Annotated in this window: 17 protein-coding genes; 12 read left to right on the top strand and 5 right to left on the bottom strand. The window is 71.2% G+C overall.

Annotated features, from left to right (window positions below):
• Positions 1-146: 146 nt before the first annotated feature.
• The gene (locus tag VGH85_21685) at positions 147-1,085 is read right to left on the bottom strand and encodes a phytanoyl-CoA dioxygenase family protein (GenBank protein HEY2176429.1); all 939 of its coding nucleotides are present in this window, start codon (positions 1,083-1,085) and stop codon (positions 147-149) included.
• Between the two features lie 73 nt (positions 1,086-1,158).
• Between VGH85_21685 and VGH85_21680 the strand changes: the two genes are divergently transcribed.
• Positions 1,159-2,040, top strand: a complete 882-nt coding sequence (locus tag VGH85_21680; protein ID HEY2176428.1) for an AraC family transcriptional regulator — start codon at positions 1,159-1,161, stop codon at positions 2,038-2,040.
• 28 nt (positions 2,041-2,068) lie between these two features.
• On the opposite strand, the gene add is transcribed toward VGH85_21680, so the two are convergent.
• Positions 2,069-3,082 (bottom strand): adenosine deaminase, encoded by a 1,014-nt coding sequence (gene add, locus VGH85_21675; GenBank protein HEY2176427.1) that lies wholly within the window; start codon positions 3,080-3,082, stop codon positions 2,069-2,071.
• Between the two features lie 144 nt (positions 3,083-3,226).
• Here add and VGH85_21670 point away from each other — a divergent pair, with 144 nt between their 5' ends.
• The 3 genes from VGH85_21670 to VGH85_21660 are packed head-to-tail and all read left to right on the top strand — an operon-like array spanning position 3,227 to position 5,209.
• A complete protein-coding gene (locus VGH85_21670) occupies positions 3,227-4,072 on the top strand; it encodes a hypothetical protein (protein HEY2176426.1) in 846 nt (281 codons plus the stop codon).
• Positions 3,961-4,785 (top strand): LLM class flavin-dependent oxidoreductase, encoded by an 825-nt coding sequence (locus VGH85_21665; GenBank protein HEY2176425.1) that lies wholly within the window; start codon positions 3,961-3,963, stop codon positions 4,783-4,785. The genes VGH85_21670 and VGH85_21665 overlap by 112 nt, the downstream gene beginning before the upstream one ends.
• Positions 4,786-4,798: 13 nt before the next feature.
• A complete protein-coding gene (locus tag VGH85_21660; protein ID HEY2176424.1) occupies positions 4,799-5,209 on the top strand; it encodes a TIGR03668 family PPOX class F420-dependent oxidoreductase in 411 nt (136 codons plus the stop codon).
• 10 nt (positions 5,210-5,219) lie between these two features.
• Here the strand turns inward: VGH85_21660 and VGH85_21655 are convergent, their stop codons facing one another.
• On the bottom strand, positions 5,220-5,705 hold the full coding sequence (locus tag VGH85_21655) for a MarR family transcriptional regulator (protein HEY2176423.1): 486 nt from the start codon (positions 5,703-5,705) through the stop codon (positions 5,220-5,222).
• 253 nt (positions 5,706-5,958) lie between these two features.
• On the opposite strand from VGH85_21655, the gene VGH85_21650 reads away from it, so the two are divergent.
• A complete protein-coding gene (locus VGH85_21650; GenBank protein ID HEY2176422.1) occupies positions 5,959-6,537 on the top strand; it encodes a hypothetical protein in 579 nt (192 codons plus the stop codon).
• A gap of 64 nt (positions 6,538-6,601) precedes the next feature.
• Here the strand turns inward: VGH85_21650 and VGH85_21645 are convergent, their stop codons facing one another.
• On the bottom strand, positions 6,602-6,910 hold the full coding sequence (locus VGH85_21645; GenBank protein HEY2176421.1) for a hypothetical protein: 309 nt from the start codon (positions 6,908-6,910) through the stop codon (positions 6,602-6,604).
• 141 nt (positions 6,911-7,051) lie between these two features.
• On the opposite strand from VGH85_21645, the gene VGH85_21640 reads away from it, so the two are divergent.
• The 5 genes from VGH85_21640 (at position 7,052) to VGH85_21620 (ending at position 12,181) form a co-directional block, all read left to right on the top strand.
• Positions 7,052-8,038, top strand: coding sequence for a small ribosomal subunit Rsm22 family protein (locus VGH85_21640; GenBank protein HEY2176420.1), 987 nt, complete (start codon positions 7,052-7,054; stop codon positions 8,036-8,038).
• A gap of 21 nt (positions 8,039-8,059) precedes the next feature.
• The gene (locus VGH85_21635) at positions 8,060-9,268 is read left to right on the top strand and encodes a hypothetical protein (protein ID HEY2176419.1); all 1,209 of its coding nucleotides are present in this window, start codon (positions 8,060-8,062) and stop codon (positions 9,266-9,268) included.
• 21 nt (positions 9,269-9,289) lie between these two features.
• Entirely contained in the window at positions 9,290-10,819 is a 1,530-nt protein-coding gene (locus VGH85_21630) for a CYTH and CHAD domain-containing protein (protein ID HEY2176418.1), read from the top strand.
• 267 nt (positions 10,820-11,086) lie between these two features.
• Complete coding sequence (locus tag VGH85_21625; GenBank protein ID HEY2176417.1) at positions 11,087-11,230, top strand: hypothetical protein; 144 nt, start codon at positions 11,087-11,089, stop codon at positions 11,228-11,230.
• 3 nt (positions 11,231-11,233) lie between these two features.
• Positions 11,234-12,181 carry a hypothetical protein gene (locus VGH85_21620; protein ID HEY2176416.1) on the top strand — a complete coding sequence of 316 codons (948 nt, stop codon included), beginning with the start codon at positions 11,234-11,236 and terminating at the stop codon, positions 12,179-12,181.
• Here the strand turns inward: VGH85_21620 and VGH85_21615 are convergent.
• Complete coding sequence (locus tag VGH85_21615) at positions 12,151-14,127, bottom strand: DUF2264 domain-containing protein (GenBank protein ID HEY2176415.1); 1,977 nt, start codon at positions 14,125-14,127, stop codon at positions 12,151-12,153. The two genes, VGH85_21620 and VGH85_21615, sit on opposite strands and share 31 nt — an antisense overlap.
• A gap of 195 nt (positions 14,128-14,322) precedes the next feature.
• On the opposite strand from VGH85_21615, the gene VGH85_21610 reads away from it, so the two are divergent.
• Together VGH85_21610 and VGH85_21605 are read left to right on the top strand one after the other, a co-directional pair.
• Positions 14,323-15,801: an MFS transporter gene (locus VGH85_21610; GenBank protein HEY2176414.1), complete on the top strand. Its 1,479-nt coding sequence runs from the start codon at positions 14,323-14,325 to the stop codon at positions 15,799-15,801.
• Between the two features lie 24 nt (positions 15,802-15,825).
• Positions 15,826-16,424 (top strand): NADP-dependent oxidoreductase (locus VGH85_21605; protein HEY2176413.1); only part of this gene is annotated, 599 nt, incomplete at its 3' end.

Here is a 16,424-nt window from a genome sequence, read left to right as displayed (position 1 = left end):
GGATGGGACGCGGCATCCGGCCTGGGTAGCCCGAAGGCCAACGCAATCGTCCCGGCACTGGCGCTGATCGGGTAGTCCGGCCTCCCGACTGTGCCCTTGCTCCGCTCAGCGAAGCGAGGGCACAGTCGGTGAGGAAGGAGTTGGCCTCAGCAGATTCTGTCCTGCTGCCAGCGGATCGCCTCGTCCCAGTCGGAAAGCTGCAGGGACTTGTCGAGCCAGTAGTGGGCGAGGCTGCGGTCGCTCCACCCCTCGTAGATCGCGTCCCACGTATCCACGTTGCAATGCACCTGCAGGGAACGCTCGTGCAGTTCCTCGTCGGCCGGCTGGTAGCGGTAGTCACACGAGAGCCGCACCCGGTCGGGGTAGCGGTTGGGGAGCGCGCGGTGCACGGTCTGGCTCGAGAAGGTGAGTAGGTCGCCGGCTTCGTAGTCCCCGACGGCCCACGAATTGTCCATATCGCACAGGTAGGCTTCGAGGCCGCCCGCTCCCTCCACCGACTTGTAGGAGAGCACGCCGGCCTGCTGGGAGCCCACCAGCACCGACAGACCACCGAGGTCGACCGGGCAGTCGCCGAGCGGGAACCACGCCGTCCACACGTTCTTCGTCCCCTGGATATGGATGAAGTCCTGGTGCGGCGGGGTCGGCACACTGTCATCGGTCGGGATCATCACACGGGCGATGTTGCGCGGGTGGGGGAGCACCGGACGGTCGAAGAGGATCCGGTAGACCCGCAGCAGGTTCGGATGGTGCGACAGCCGGTGGAAGTCCTCCAGGTGCTGGATCTCGCGGTAGGCGTCGACCGGTACGCCGACACCGCAGAAGTCGATCTCCTCTCGGGGCACCCGGCTCATCGCCGTACGGTCCGCGATCCCCTCCATCACCTCGGATCCGCGCTCCAGCCAGCCGTGATCGGCGATGACACCGAGCATGCTGCGTCGTACGCCGAGCACTTCCTCCCGGGGAAGTAATTGCCGGAAGAACAAATAGCCGAGTTCGGCGGCGCGGTCGCGCAATGCGACCGGATCGTCGAGCAGGTCGGTCGAGTCGAGGAATTCGACGGTGCCGGGCACCGCGGATGTCGTCATCTCTGCTCCTCCGTCGAGGTGTCAACCCTGCGCTGGAATGACGACGGAGGTCCATGCCATTAGCATCCAGTTGATGGACAATCCGACCACCCTGAGCGACGGCGAGGGCTTTCCGCTGGTCGCTCAGGCATCGGCCGTCCAGTTCGGGCCGCACGACCGGTTGGGATTTCCCCGCGTCGAGTCGCGGATGTTGCTCATGTGCGTCAGCGGGCAGGGCCGGGTCGAGGTCAACATGGCGGAGTACGAGCTCACGCCGTCGGTGATCGTCCTTCTCCCGTGGGGTCACGCGATCCGATACCACCCGGACGAGCACGACCCGTTCTTCGTCTACGGGATGCACCTGGTGCCGTGGCACAGCGACCGCGCCCCGGTCGAGTTGTCGATCCCGCACGAGCCGGGTCATGCCCTCGCCGACGTCGCCTGGCGCAGGGACGCGCCACTGGTGAGTGACGACGACGTGCTGGTCACCGACCGCCAACGGCATCCGCAGCTCGCGACCTTGATGCACTACGCCGCGCAACTGTGGAATCCGCCCGGGCCCGACACCGACTCCGCGAAGGCGCTCGGAGTGCTGACGGTCCGACAACTCACGACCGCGCCACGGACCGCGCCGTACGACGACCCTGGCGTGCCGGCGGAGTTACGTCGGTTGCTGCTCTGGATCGACCGCAACCTCGCCGACGAGATCACCGTGGCGGCGATCGCCGGTGTCGTCGGGATCAGCGTCACCTCGGTCAACCGGCTGTTCCGGCGCCACCTCGCGACGTCGCCCATGAACTGGGTGATCGACCGACGGATCGAGCGGGCCGCCCGGCTCCTATCGACGACCCACCTCACGGTCGCGCAGGTCGCCCGCCAGAGTGGCCTCGCCGACCCCTATTACTTCTCCCGGCTGTTCCGCGTCCGCATCGGCATGGCACCCCGCGAATGGCGCCGGCAGCGAAGCCTCCCGTGACCGCCGGCGAACCCGCACCTGCCCGCGCTCAGGCGCTGTTGGCGAGCACGGCGTCGATCTCGGCGAGCAACCGGGCGCGCTGCTCTTCGTCGCAAAATGCGGCGCGGACGCCGGCTCGGGCGAGCGCGGCGACGCCCGGCTCGTCGAGGTTGCAGAGCTCGGCCGCGGCGGTGTACTCGCGGTTGAGGTCGGTGTCGAACATGCCCGGATCGTCGGTGCTCAGCGTCACGGGCACGCCGGCGGCGAGCAGGCGGGGGAGGGGATGCACGTCGAGGCTGTCGGCGGCCCGGGTGCGCACGTTGGAGATCAGGCACACCTCGAGCGGGATGTCCTCCGCGCGCAGGTGGGCGAGCAGCCGGTCGTCACCCACGCTCCCGATGCCGTGCCCGATCCGTTCGGCGCGGAGCTCGGTGAGGGCCGCCCAGACCTCCTCGGGTCCGGTGGTCTCGCCGGCGTGGGCAACCAGATGCAGGCCCGCGTCGGCGCCGCGCTCGAACGCCGGACGGTAGTTGGCCCGCGGGTAGCCGACCTCCAGCCCGGCGAGTCCCAGCGCGACCGTGCCGGGTGGGCGTTCCTCGACGGCGTAGTCGACGGTGTCCTGCATTGCCTGCGGGCCGAAGCCGGCCGGGATGTCGAAGATCCAGTTGAGGGCGACCCCGTGCTCGCGCAGGGCGTCAGCGCGGCCGAGGGTCAATGCGTCGGTCAGCTCCGCGGCCGGCATGCCCTTGGCGAGGTGCATGGCCGCGGTGACCGTGACCTCGGCGTACCGGACGTTGCTGCGCGCGGCGTCGCGGGCCAGCCCGACGAGCAGCGTGCGCACGTCGGCGGCGTCGCGGACGAGTCCGTCGACCTTGGCGTAGACGTTGATGAAGTGGGGGAAGTCGGTGAACTCGTAGAACCGCACGAGCGCGTCGGCGTCGGTGGGCACACCGCCGTCCGGGTGGCGCCGCGCCAGTTGCAGCACGGTCTCGGGCGACGCCGACCCGACCAGGTGCAGGTGCAGTTCGACCTTGGGTACGGCGGCGACGAAGTCGGCAATCACCCGCCGATCGTAGGGACTCGGGCCCGCCGCCCGCGCCCCGATTTCGGCCCGGATTCCGCTCCCATCTCGAATGGATGGGGGAGGATCCGGGGCATGGACCTGTTGTCGGCCCCGGTGCGGCGGGAGGTCCGCAGGCGGCCGCGGGTGGACGGCGACCTGGTCGTCGCGGGCACGGTCGGGGTCTGGATGACGCTCGTACTCGGGCTCGACCATGGCGCGGCCCTCGGTGCGCAGCGCCTGCTCGGTGTGGCGACCTGGGTCCTGCTGATCGGACTGGCGCGGCGCGAGACGCCGTTGGTCCGCGTCCAGATCGCCGTCGTCGTGGTGTTCGCGACGCTGATCGAGTACTCGTTCTCCGGGGTGCTGCACGTCTACGTCTACCGACTCGACAACGTCCCGATGTTCGTGCCGCCCGGACACGGACTGGTCTACCTCGCCGCGCTCAGCCTCGGGCGCTCCCGGTGCTTCCGGGACCACAGCCGCGCCCTCATCCTCGCCACGGTCGTCGGCGGTGGTGCGTACGCCGTGTGGGGGCTGGCGATCTCGAGCCGGCCCGACGCGCTCGGCGCCTTCTGGTACCTCTGTCTGCTCGGATTCCTGCTGTGGGGCCGGTCGAGGATGCTCTACGTCGGCGCGTTCGTGGCGGTGACCTTCCTCGAACTCCTGGGCACCCGGCTCGGAACCTGGCAATGGCACGATCTCGACCCGACCGGCCTGGTGACCATCGGAAATCCGCCGAGCGGAGCCGCCGGTGGATACGGCTGGTTCGACCTCGCCGCCGTAGTCGTCGCCCCTCGGCTGATCGATATCTGGCAACGGAGCGCTAACCTCACTGCGGGGGTGACCACATGGACATCGGCATCGGCCTTCCGAACACCGTGGAGATCACGGGAACACTCATCCCGGAGTGGGCGCGGCGCGCCGAAGAGCGCGGCTTTTCCACCCTGGCGACGATCGACCGGATCGTCTATCCGTCGTACGACTCACTGACCACGCTTTCGGTCGCGGCTGGCGCGACGACGCGGATCGGCCTGTTCCCCAACATCCTGCTCGCGCCCGTCTACCCGCCGGTGTTGCTGGCGAAGACGACCGCGAGCCTGCAGGCGATGTCGGGCGGCCGCCTCACGCTCGGGCTCGGCGTGGGCGGCCGACCGGACGACTTCGCGGCGGCGGCGCGTCCGTTCAACGAGCGGGGTCGGCTGATGGACGAGACGCTCGACCTCATGCGGCGCGCCTGGGCCGGGCAACCGGTCACCGGCGACGAGCTTCCGGTCGCGCCCACGGCGGGGCCAGACGCCCGGGTGCCGGTGCTGATCGGCGGCACCGCCGACGCCGCCGTACGACGCACCGTGCAGTACGGCGACGGCTGGACGGCCGGCGGCGGAAGCCCGGACATGGCGGCCCCGATGATCGAGCGGATCCGGCAGGCGTGGCGGGACGGTGGCCGCGACGGGGAACCACGGATCGCGGCGCTGGTCTACTACGGCTTCGGCGACGACGAGGTGTCCCGCGCGACGCTCCGCAATTACTACTCGTTCCTCGGCGAGTGGGTCGATGCGGTCGTCGAGGGCGCGGTGCGCACCCCGGCGGCGGCCAAGGACACCGCGCGGGCGTTCGAGGACGTCGGGGTCACCGAGCTCGTCTTCGACCCGACCGTCGGCTCGATCGACGAGGTGGACCGGCTCGCCGACGCCGTCCTCTGACACGCGCCGTGCTGTGACACCGGACGAGGCTCGACGGCGCTTCGTCGACGCGCGGGTCGCCGTCCTCGCGACCGTCGACCCGACACCCGCTCCGCACGTCGTGCCGGTGACCTTCGTCGTCGACGGCGACACGGTCTGGACCGCGGTCGACGGCAAACCCAAGCGCAGCACCCGACTGCGCCGGCTCGCCAACATCCGGGCCAACCCGCGGACGAGCCTGCTCGTGCAGCATTGGGACGAGGATTGGCACCTGCTGTGGTGGGTGCGCGCCGACGGCACAGCGGTGATCACAGACGACCCGGACACGCTCGACCGGGTGGTGCGGCTGTTGCGGCTCAAGTACGACCAGTACGACGATGTCTCCGTGGACGGACCGGTCATCGAGATCACCGTGCACGACTGGCGCGAATGGAGCGCCCACTGACCGCGGTGACCTACTTCTGCGCGTCCTGGCCTTCGAGGACCCGGACCAGTCGGAACAGGGCCGGGATCGCGGCGATGATCGCGTCGCGGTCGGCGCGGTCCAGCTGGCACACGGCGCCCGCGAGCATCTCCTCCTGGGCCTGCTGCCATGCCTCGAGCTGATTGCGGCCATCCTCGCTGAGCGACAGCCGGCGGACCCGGCCGTCGAGCGGGTCCTCCTGTGCGGTCAGGAGCCCGACGCCGGCCATCTGCCTGGTCAGCGTGCTCACCGTGTTGGGTGCGAGCCGGAGCTGGGCGGCCAGCTCGTTCACCCGCAGCTGCGGTTGCTGGGCGAGCCGCTGGAGGATCTCGACCTGGGCCGCGGGCAGGACCTCCCACGGGTAGGTCGTGCGGATCCCCCGGCGCAGAGTGCCGCGCAGCTCGCTCACCGTGTCGGCGAGCCCCCGCATCGACAGGTCGTCCGGACGGCGAACGTGGACGAGCGAGTCCTGAGTCACGCCCTAAGACTAGTACGTCGATCGGCTTTATCGGTTTCAACCCCACCAAGCCGACGAAAAATCTGTCCGGGGAGCGACATCTGCCTCCTCGGCCCGCTCGGGAAACCGGTATCCACAAATAGACCGCACGCCGAATCTCTTTCGGGCAGAATCATCGGAGCGGTCGTTGATCGGCCGCACGCTCGGGGGCATGGCATCTCGGAGGACCGCAGTGCAAGCCTTGCTTCCGGCTTTTCTCGTTCAGGAGCGCCTGGTGCCCGAGTTGCGCATCGGCGACCGGTTCTGCGCCGGGCTGGAGGTGTGGTGCTGGAACCGCACCACACTGGAATGCCCTGAGCCCACCCGCGCGACCGCCGTCCGCCGGCCCGACCCGCAGGGCCACACCGGCGGACTGCACGATCTGGTCGGGATCGCCCGCCTCGACGAGCCGAGCCCGACATGGGTCATGGAGATCGACGGGATCCTGCTGGCGGTCAACGACGAAGCGGCGCTCTACACCCTCGACCGGTGCCCGGACACCGCGCTGCCGCCCGCCCCGGCGGTCGGGGAGACGATCGCGGTGCACGGCACCGTCGCGGTGGCGCCCGACTATTTGTGGAACGACCTCACCAACCCGGTGCTCTACGGCACCCGTGACGGTCGGCGCACCTGGATGGTCGACCGGATCACCGAGCACCGCAGCCCGGTCCAACCCGGACCCGACGGCAAGGGCTACCCCGATCCGTCCGGGCACTCCGAGCAGGAGCTGACCCGCATCCGCCGCTGGGCCGACCACGAGGCCGACCCTGATCACGCGGTCACCTACGGCGTCGAGCTCCGCCCGACGGCGTGAGCCGTGGGCGGAGCCCGACCTCTATCGGCGCCAGGTGAGTGGTGCTGGGCGGCCTATCCGGGAGTTAGTTCCAGACCCAGAGCTGGTAGTCGCTGAAGGTGCCGCCACCGGTGCACTCGTACCTCGACCAGGCGCCGTGGTTGACGCCGTTGTTCCCGGCGTGGGCGCAGTCGCCGCCCCAGAAGTAGGAATCGATGTACTTCCAGCTCGCGTCCGGGTGGACCGCCGAGGACGCCGCCCGGGTGTTCGCCGCGGCGCCATGGTCGGCCTGATGGTCGGCAGTGGTGGCGCCGGCGGTGCCGCTGAATGCCAGTGCTCCGGCCGCGCCGACGCCTGCTCCGACGACGGCGAGGTTGGTCATCACTTTGCTCATTGCGGGTGAGCCTCCGGTTCTCATGGGGTCGACGGGTGTCGACCCGGATATCACCTAGAGCGGCACGGATCGGATCAAATACGCCTGCGGACCCTAAAGTCGGCGAAGTCGGCACAAGAGAGAGGTCGATACGCTGGCGCGGTGATCGCGACCGACAGTGCCGACGAGGCGCTCCGGGTCGCCATTGACCGGGTGCTCGCCGGGACCTCGCGTCGCGAACTCGCCGGCTCGTCGCAGGAACTCAGCGGGCGCTACCGCGACCCGCGGGCCGGGGAACGACCGGTCCGCCGGTCCGCGGACGCCGAGGCCTACGTGGCGGCCCGATTGCCGGCGACCTTCACCGCGTTGGGCCAGGTATTCGCCGCGGCCGCAGCGCTGCAGCCGGACTTCCGGCCCGAGTCGCAGGTCGATCTCGGAGCCGGTACGGGAGCGGCGGCGTGGGCGGCAGCGGCCCGCTGGCCCGGGATCGGCCGGGTGCGGCTGGTCGACCGCGCGACCGAGATGATCGGTCTGGGTCGCCGGCTGCGGGAGGCGGACCCCCGCGGGCCCGACGCCGAGTGGGCGTGGCAGCGGGCCGATCTCGTCGAGGCGCGGCCCGACCCCGCTGACCTGGTCACCGTCTCCTACGTGCTGGGCGAGGTGGACCCGGTTCGCCGGGTGGCGACGGCGCGGGCCGCCTGGGCGGCCACGCGCGGCATGCTCGCGATGGTCGAGCCCGGCACGCCGGCGGGTTTCGCGGTGATCCGGGAGGTCCGCCGGGCCCTCTGCGACGACGGCGCCGCGCTGCTCGCGCCCTGCCCGCACGACCGGGCGTGTCCGATGACGGGCTCGGACTGGTGCCATTTCGCCGCGCGCGTGCAACGGTCGGCTCTGCACCGTCAGGTCAAGGGCGCGGACCTCTCCTACGAGGACGAGAAGTTCAGCTACGTCGTCTTCACCCGCTCGCCGGCCGGCCGGGCGGCCGCCCGGGTGCTGCGTCATCCCCGCCGCCCGCCGCGCCGGATCGAGTTCGCCGCGTGCACCCGGGACGGCCTGCGCACCGTGCAGGTCACCCGGTCCCAGCCGGCGTACCGGACGGCGAAGAAGCTGGGGTGGGGCTCCGCGCTGCCGCCCGACGTCCTCGGCTGAGGGTTGGGTAGCGTCCCCGAGATGTCCTCGCCCGCCGCCTCACAGGAATCGTCGGCGCGCCGGGTGGCCACCGATCGGCCCCGGGCCGCGGGCCGGGGCTCTCCGCTGGTCCTCGCCGTGCTCGCGATGGCGGCTGCGGCGGCGTTCGTCGGAGCCCGCCTGCACAGCGCGGCGCACGGGGACATCGCCCGCTTCGTCGTACCCGGGAGCCACTACAGCCACGCCGGGCAGACCCCGTCGGTCCTCCCCACCGCACACGGCGCCGGGTACGACGGCCAGTTCTACTTCCGGCTCGCGCTCGACCCGTTCGACTTCCACCGCACGGCATTCGGGATCACGGTCGACCACGCCTACCGGTTCCAACGGATCACGTTCTCGCTGATCGTGTGGCTGGTCACCGGCGGTGGGACGACCGACCTCGTGCCCTGGGCGATGGTGCTGGTCAACATCGCCCTGCTCGGTGTCCTGGCCTGGTGCGGCGGCGACCTTGCCCGCCGGTTCGGCCGGCACGCGGCGTGGGGCGTCATCCTCGTCGCCTATCCCGGCTTCTTCTACACCCTCGCGAGGGACACCACCGAGATCGCCGAGGGCGCCTTCCTGGCGCTCGCGATGGTGGCGAGCACCCGGCGACGTCCGATGGCCATGGGCCTCGCCCTCGCCGCCGCGGTGCTCTCCCGCGAGTCCTCGCTCTTCGTCGTCCTCGCCGTCGGCCTGGTGTCGGTGGCCGACATGCTGCGCCGGCGTCGGTTCCTGCGCCGATCCGACCTCGCGTGGATCATCCCGGGCTGCATCTACGTCGGCTGGCAGCTGCTGGTCTACAGCAAGTCCGGCACGCTGCCCGCGACGTCGGCCGGCGGCAACTTCGGTGCGCCCTTCGTGGGCATCAGCCAGCACGCCGGATCGTGGTTCCGGCAGAGCCACACCCTCGTCGGCGTCCTGCAGATCGTCGAGACGGTGCAGTGGGTCGCCGTCGTCGTACTCCTCCTCGTCGCGATCCGCACGTCGCGGGCACCAGGCTGGGTTCGTCTGGCGGCCGTGCTCCTGCTGGTGCTCACACTGTGTCTGGCCGGACCGAACTGGGTCGGCTACACCAACTACCGCAACCTCTCGACGTTCTACGTCGTGGCTGCCGCCGTCATTCTCGGGAGCCGGGTGCGGCTGGAGATTCTGGCCGCATCCCTCGTCGGGGTGTGCGCGGTTGCCGCCGTCAGTCGGGTGACCAGGATCTGATCCGCGTCGTAGGTTGGGTCCATGGCTGGTGACCGGCAGACCGAGGTCGAGGACAAGTACGACGTCGACGAGGATTTCGCCGTCCCCGACCTGACCGCGGTGCCCGGCGTGGCCTCGGTGGACGAGCCGAAGGAGATGCACCTCGACGCCACCTACTTCGACACCGCCGACCTCCGGTTGGTTGCGGCGAAGGTGACGCTGCGGCGACGGACCGGTGGCGACGACGCCGGCTGGCACCTCAAGCTCCCGGGAGTCGGCAACGCGCGCACCGAGGTGCATCGGCCCCTCGGCCGCACGGTGCGTACGCCGCCCAAGGCTCTGGTCGGGCAGGTACGGGTCTGGGTGCGCGACGGCACCCTCGCGCCCGTCGTGCGGCTGCGCACGACCCGCGTCACCCACGTGCTGCGCGGGCCCGACGACCGGGCGCTCGCCGAGGTCAGCGACGACCGGGTGACCGCCGAGCAGCTCGGCGACGTCGTCACGGTCAGCCGGTGGCGGGAGGTCGAGGTCGAACTCGTCGACGGTGACCGGAAGCTGCTGCGCCGAGCCGGCGCGCTGCTCGTCAAGGCCGGCGCCCGGCCGGCGACCAGCCCGTCGAAGCTGGCCCGCGCGCTCGGCGGCCGACTGGACGAGGCCGCGCGGGCGGCCCGTCCACCGGGGCCGGCGGAGTCGGCCGGCGCCCACGTGATCGGCTACCTGCGCCAGCACGTCGACCTGCTCGAGGCGTTCGATCCGCACGTACGCACGGACCAGCCCGACTCGGTGCACAAGATGCGGGTCTCGACCCGTCGGCTGCGCAGTGTGCTCGGCGCCTACGGTCCGTTGTTCGACCGATCCGTGACCGACCCGATCCGGGCCGAGCTGAAGTGGCTCGGCGGCGCGCTCGGCACCGTCCGCGACGACGAGGTGATGGACGAACGACTCCGCGGCAAGGTCCGCTCCCAGCCGCGCGAACTCGTGCTCGGGCCGGTCGTCGCCCGTCTCGACCGGGAGCTGCGCGGTGACTACCGGCGCGCGCACGCCGCGTTGCTCACCGACCTGGACAGCCCGCGGTACTTCCGGCTGCTCGATGCACTCGACGCGTTGCTGGACGCTCCACCGCTGACCGAGCTCGCCGCCGAGCCCGCGACCGAAGTCCTGCCCGCCCGGGTGCGTAAGACGTGGCGGCGGCTGCGGCGGGCAGCGGCGTACGCCGATCGGCCCGACCTCACCGAGGATGAGCGGGCGACGCGACTGCACGCGGTGCGCAAGGCGGCGAAGCGGGCCCGCTACGCCGCCGACGCGGCCGTGCCGACTATCGGCGCCGACGCCGCGGCCTTCGCCGCCCGGGTGAAAGACCTGCAGAGCATTCTCGGCGAGCATCACGACAGCGTCGTGAGCCGGGACCTGCTGCTGAACCTCGCGGTGGGTGCCTACCGCGCCGGCGAGAACGCGTTCACTTACGGCCGGCTGCACGCACTCGAGGAGGCCGTCGCGGCGGAGGAGGAGCGGCAGTACGTCCGCGCCTGGCGCGCGGCCTCCCGGAAAAAGCTCCGCCGCTGGTTCCGCTAGACCCACTCGGCCCAGCGCACGCCGTTTCCGCCGCCTCGGCAGCTCCATCCGTTCGGCATCAACGTGACGTTGATGCCGCTAGAAGGCTTGAACGTGACGTTCAAGCCGAATGGGCGGGGTGGGCCGGGATGCGGGACGTCCTCACCGATTTGCGGTCCATGCCGCCCGCCACTGGGTCACACTGGGATAAGGATCACGGGCTATTTGGGGGTCGGGACGTGGGTCGGCCCGACCGACGTCGGCGGCTTCGAAGGAGAGGCACCTGGCATGGGTGACATCGGCGACAAGAAGCGGAAGACGATCGAAGTCCTCCCCGCCTCACTGCCCGAGCCCACGAACGAGCCGAGCGCGCCCCGCGAGACGCCACGCACGCCGGTGCCCGCGGCTCCGGCGAGGACGCAGGTCGGCTGAGTCATGACGGACGAGCAGTTCGACCTGGAGCAGGTCGAGCCGCGCGTCGGTGAGGTCTACGCGGTCCGTACCTTCCGCATCAACACCGAGGACGGCGCGCTCGTACCGATCGGGGCGATGGCCAGCGAGCCCCGGGCGTGGGCCTCCGCCGAGGCGACCGCGGTCTGCGCCCGCTCCGCGCGCCATTCCGCGCCGGCCGAGGAGTGCACCTGCGGCCTCTATGCATTCGGTCGCGCCGAAGAGGTCGCTGCGCAGTACCCGCAGGCCCGCGAGGTTCTCGCTATCGTCGCGTGCCACGGCCGGATCGTCACCGGGACGAAGGGCCTGCGCGCGCAGCACGCCCGGGTGGTCGCGCTCTGGCTGGGCCCCGGTCTGCCCGACGACATCCCCGCGAAGGTCGCCGACCGCTATCGGCAGGTACCGATGTACGCGAACAAGGCGGCGATGCTCGCGGAGTTCCCGCCGACCCCGTTGGAGACCTACAGCGACGACCTGACCGGATCGACGCGGCGTACGGCGAAGACCGTCGTCGCCAAGGTCGTCCTCAGCACCCTTGCCGTCGCACTCGCCGCGGTCGGCTGTCTCGGCCACCGCGCCGGTGGCGGCTGGCCGGAGGCGACGCTGTTGGTCACGCCGCTCGTGTGGGGTGCGTTCACGATCCTCGCCCGGCGCGGCTCGAAGCTCGCCCGATCGATCCGGCCACACCTCGGCATGGTCGGTCTGGTCGGGTTCGCGAGCGCCGCGGCGGTCCTCGGCTCCCAGCAGCTCGCGCTCTTCGTCGTTCTGCTGCTGATCCCGACCCTGCTCTGGTACCTCGCCCCGCAGCTGTGCCGACGACTCGATCTCGCCCTCAGCGCACCGGCCTACAGCGGCGCGCTCTACCAGCCGCCGTCACTGCGCCGCCCGCGGCGCAAGCCGACTCAGGTGCCGCCCGTCTCGACCGAAGGCTGAGGCTGCTCCGAATCCGGCGGGTCGAGCCGCAGAACGTCGTGCTCCCCGTCGGGCCAGTCGATCCGTACGATCGCGCCGGGCCCGTCGTCGACGACCTCGATCCCGACGCCGGACGTCGCGTCGGTGCCGCCCACCTCGGCGGACAGTGAGAGCAGCGCCGCGTAGACCGTCCCTGGTACGACGTCGCCCGCGGTGGCCACCCAGGGGGTGACCGAATACCGGCCGAACGGGTTGACGTCCTCGGAGTTGGTGATGTCGGCGACCGGAAGCTCGCGCAGGCCGGCCGCCGTACTCGTCAACCCGTCGCCCCGGGTCGCAGCGATGGCGCCGTCGCGCACCTCGGCCTGGGGCCGGCGCGCGTCGGCCAGCGGGAAGCCGGTCATCCGCAGCTGACATGGCCCCTGCTGGATGGCGTCGTCCACCCGGGCGAGGCGTACCTCCCGCGCGCCGTGCAGCACCGACGCGGTCGTGATCCACGGCCCGGTGACGTGGTGTTGCTCGGGTCCGCCGTCCAGCCAGTGCGCGCGGTGCCGGGAGATCCCGATCCGACCGCCGACATGGACCCGTTCGAACGGGCGCCGGAGCGAGACCCGGCCGTCGGCCGTGAGCAGGACGACGCCGGAGTCACCCGGCGCCGAATCGGCGTCCGGCCCCATATCCGGCGCCGCGTGGGTCGCGTATGCGTGCCGGGCGTAGACCGGGTCATCGGTCGCGAACTCGGTCGCGGTGGCGTGGTCGGTGCCGTGGTTGACCACCCGGACGACGCCGTCGCCGCGGGTGCCCGACACGATCCAGCCGGGCGGGTCGATCGCGATCTCGACGTCACGCTCCTCGACCGGCAGCGGTTCCTCGACGGCCGTCCACACCGGATGGTCGGCCGGCAGGACGAGGCCGGCGAACCCGTTGCCGGCCCAGTACGGCGATCCCGGCCCCGAATAGCGCTGCCGGATCGGGGCGAAGCCGGCGTGCCATCCGATCGGCAGCAGACCTGAGTCGTCGAGGCAGCCGGCGTCGTAGAACCGCCGGAGCACTCCGCTGCCCAGTCGCCGGGTGCGGCCAGGCGTCAGCGGCGTGGCGTCGAAGACCGCGCCCGCCCAGAACGGTGACAGCATCGCGAACCGGTAGGTGAGCGACCGTCCCTGGAACAACGGACCGCCGTCACCGCCGACGAGGTGCTGCGCATCCTGCAGGTAGCGGCGGATCCGTTCGCGGTAGCGGGCGAGCAGTGCCGGGTCGGCGTCCGCGCCGGCCATCCGGCAGAACCACAGCGGGTAGAACTGCATGACCCAGCCGCTGTAGTAGTCGTAGTTGCGGTATTCGCCGGGCTGGCGGTTTCCGTCGGAGTACCAGCCGTCCCCGGCGTACCACCCGTCGGTGAGCTCAAGGATCCGGTGGACGTCGTCGGCCGACCACGGTCCACCGACCGACCGCAGGAAGGCATTGGTCACGCCCTGGAACCAGATCCAGTTGTTGTTGGGCATCGGCAGGCCGACGGTCCGCGCGAGCCAGTCGACGATCTGGCCACGGACATCGTCGTCGAGCCGGTCCCAGATCCACTGCCGGGTCTCGTGCAGCGCGATGGCGATCGAGGCGGCCTCGACCTTGGCCTGCCTGATCTCGTCGAGCGCCGGCCAACGTTCGGGCGACTTCGGGTCGGTACCGGCCGCCAGGCCGCGGGCGTACCACTCGGCCAGGTTGTGCGGGTCGTCCGCGCCGGAGCGGGCCAGCCGGAACCCGGCGAGCAGGAAGGTGCGCGCGAACCCCTCCAGTCCGTCGCTCCACCGGCCCGCACTGCTGGCCGGCCCCGGCAGGTCGATGAGCGAATGGTGCTCGGAGCCGTAGGGCCGTACGGCGGTCAGCATCTGGTCGGCCAGCGCTTCCCAGTGCCGCCGCGTCCACCCGGTGTACGGCGAGACGGTGGCGTCGGGCGCAGGCAATGCGGTCACGATCGCGGAGGCTACTCCCCATGATCGTGATCGGATCCGTATGGCGTTTCGCGGCTTTTTCCGATCACGATCATGGGGCGCGTGGGGGTTTGTGTAGGCCGTGTCGCGGTCGGCGCCGATGGGTCGTAGCGTCGGATCCGGCCTTCCCGGGCAGCTGCGCGGGAGGCAGGCCAGGTCGGACGGACGGGGGACGCGGTGAGCGCGGCGGTGACGGGGTCGGCGGGCGCGGCGCGCCCCGTGGGAACACCCGGCGACGACGGCGGGCCGGACCCGCGCCGTTGGAAGGCGCTCGCGGTGTGCCTGGTCGGCGGGTTCATGACCCTGCTCGACGTCAGCATCGTCAACGTGGCGCTGCCGTCCGTGCGCGCCGGTCTCGGCGCGTCGTCGAGCGACCTGCAGTGGATCGTCGCGGGCTACGCGCTGGCGTTCGGCCTGGTCCTCATTCCCGCCGGGAGGATCGGCGACACCCACAGCCGGCGTGCGGTGTTCGCGATCGGCCTGATCGTCTTCACCGCCGCGAGCGGACTGGCCGGCGCCGCGACCAGCCCGCTGTGGTTGTCGGCCGCGCGGATCGTGCAGGGCATCGGCGCGGGGATTCTCATCCCGCAGATCGCGGGTTTCATCCAGACGCTCTTCCGGGGGCCCGAGCGGGGCAAGGCGTTCGGCATGCTCGGCGCCGTCATCGGCATCTCGACCGCGATCGGCCCGCTGCTCGGCGGCCTGCTCGTGGTCGCCGCCGGGACCAAGGAGGGCTGGCGCTGGGTCTTCTACGTCAACCTGCCGATCGGCGTGGCGGCGCTGTTCCTGATCCGGGCACTCCTGCCGCCCGGCACCGGCCGACGCAAGGGGGAGGGCCTCGACCCGGTGGGGGTGGCACTCCTCGCCGCGGGGACGTTTCTCGTGCTCCTGCCGCTGGTCGAAGGTGACCAGACGTCGCTGTCGGACCGGGCGTGGTGGCTCGAGGGCGTCGCCGCCGTCCTGCTGGGGTGCTTCGTCCTGTGGGAGCGGGCACACCGCCGTCGTGGCGGCGATCCGGTCCTCGACCTCGACCTCTTCCGGCGCCGCTCCTACGCTCTGGGGACCGCGCTCGGGACGGCGTACTTCGCCGGGTTCACGTCGATCTTTCTCGTCCTGACGCTCTACCTGCAGACCGGTCTCGGGTACGACGCGTTGATCGCCGGCCTCATCACGACCCCGTTCGCGCTCGGCTCGGCGGTCACCGCCACGCTCGGTGGCCGCATCGTCGACCGGTTCGGCCGCGCCGTCGTGGTGGCCGGGCTGGTGCTGGTCGTCGTCGGACTGGTCGGCGTCGACGTGATCGTCGGCCACGTCGACCACGACGTCGGACTCGCTCTCGTCGGACCGTTGCTGGTGACGGGTCTGGGGAGCGGTTTCGTGATCGCGCCCAACCAGACCATCACGCTGTCCGAGGTGTCGGCCGCGGGCGGCGGGAGCGGCGCCGGTGTCGTCCAGACGGCGCAGCGGATCGGCTCGGCGGTCGGGGTCGCCGTGGTGACCGCGGTGTTCTTCTCTACGGTGGCCCAGAAGCACGGCGACTTCTCGGCAGCGCTGAGCGTCGGTATCCGGGTCGCGATCGGGTTCGTGGTGCTCGCCCTGCTGGTCGGACTGGCCGACCTCCGGCGCCCGCGTCGACGCGGCCGCCATGCCCGCTGATGTTCCCCGTTTGGACGTGATCCTGTGAGTCATCCCCGTACCGGCCGCGAAGTGCGTCTCGTCCGACGCCCGCACGGCACTCCCACACCCGAGGACTTCGCGGTTGTCGAGGTCGACGTTCCCGACCCCGGCCCGGGTCAGGTGCTGGTCCGCAACCTCTTCATGTCGGTCGACCCCTACATGCGCGGCCGGATGAACGACGCGAAGTCCTACAGCCCGCCGTTCGTGCTCGACGAGGCGATGACCGGCGCAGCGGTGGGTGAGGTGGTCGCGTCCCGGAGCCCCGACGTGGCGGTCGGCACCGTCGTGCTGCACCACCTCGGGTGGCGCGAATACGCGGTCGTCGACGCCGCACACGTACGCCCCGTCGACCCGGACGCGGCCCCCACGTTGTCGGCATACCTCGGTGTGCTCGGCATGCCCGGTCAGACGGCGTACGTCGGCCTGGTCGATATTGCGCAGATCCGTGCAGGTGACGCCGTCTTCGTGTCCGGGGCCGCCGGTGCGGTGGGCAGCCTGGTCGGCCAGATCGCCCGGCTGCGCGGAGCATCGCTCGTGGTGGGCAGCGCCGGCTCGGCGGAGAAGGTCGCCTATCTCACCGAGCGGCTCGGCTTCGACGCGGC

This window comes from Mycobacteriales bacterium (assembly GCA_036497565.1).
Taxonomy (GTDB): Bacteria; Actinomycetota; Actinomycetes; order Mycobacteriales; family QHCD01; genus DASXJE01.
The sequence above is the reverse complement of the archived record's forward strand: the minus strand, read 5'-3'. Positions and strand labels throughout refer to the sequence as shown.

What these genes read in the sequence shown, in the direction of transcription:
- VGH85_21685 (HEY2176429.1), bottom strand. Translation starts at nt 1,085, where the DNA reads ATGACGACATCCGCGGTGCCCGGCACCGTCGAATTCCTCGACTCGACC.
- VGH85_21680 (HEY2176428.1), top strand. Translation starts at nt 1,159, where the DNA reads ATGGACAATCCGACCACCCTGAGCGACGGCGAGGGCTTTCCGCTGGTC.
- VGH85_21645 (HEY2176421.1), bottom strand. Translation starts at nt 6,910, where the DNA reads ATGAGCAAAGTGATGACCAACCTCGCCGTCGTCGGAGCAGGCGTCGGC.
- VGH85_21635 (HEY2176419.1), top strand. Translation starts at nt 8,060, where the DNA reads ATGTCCTCGCCCGCCGCCTCACAGGAATCGTCGGCGCGCCGGGTGGCC.
- VGH85_21630 (HEY2176418.1), top strand. Translation starts at nt 9,290, where the DNA reads ATGGCTGGTGACCGGCAGACCGAGGTCGAGGACAAGTACGACGTCGAC.
- VGH85_21625 (HEY2176417.1), top strand. Translation starts at nt 11,087, where the DNA reads ATGGGTGACATCGGCGACAAGAAGCGGAAGACGATCGAAGTCCTCCCC.
- VGH85_21620 (HEY2176416.1), top strand. Translation starts at nt 11,234, where the DNA reads ATGACGGACGAGCAGTTCGACCTGGAGCAGGTCGAGCCGCGCGTCGGT.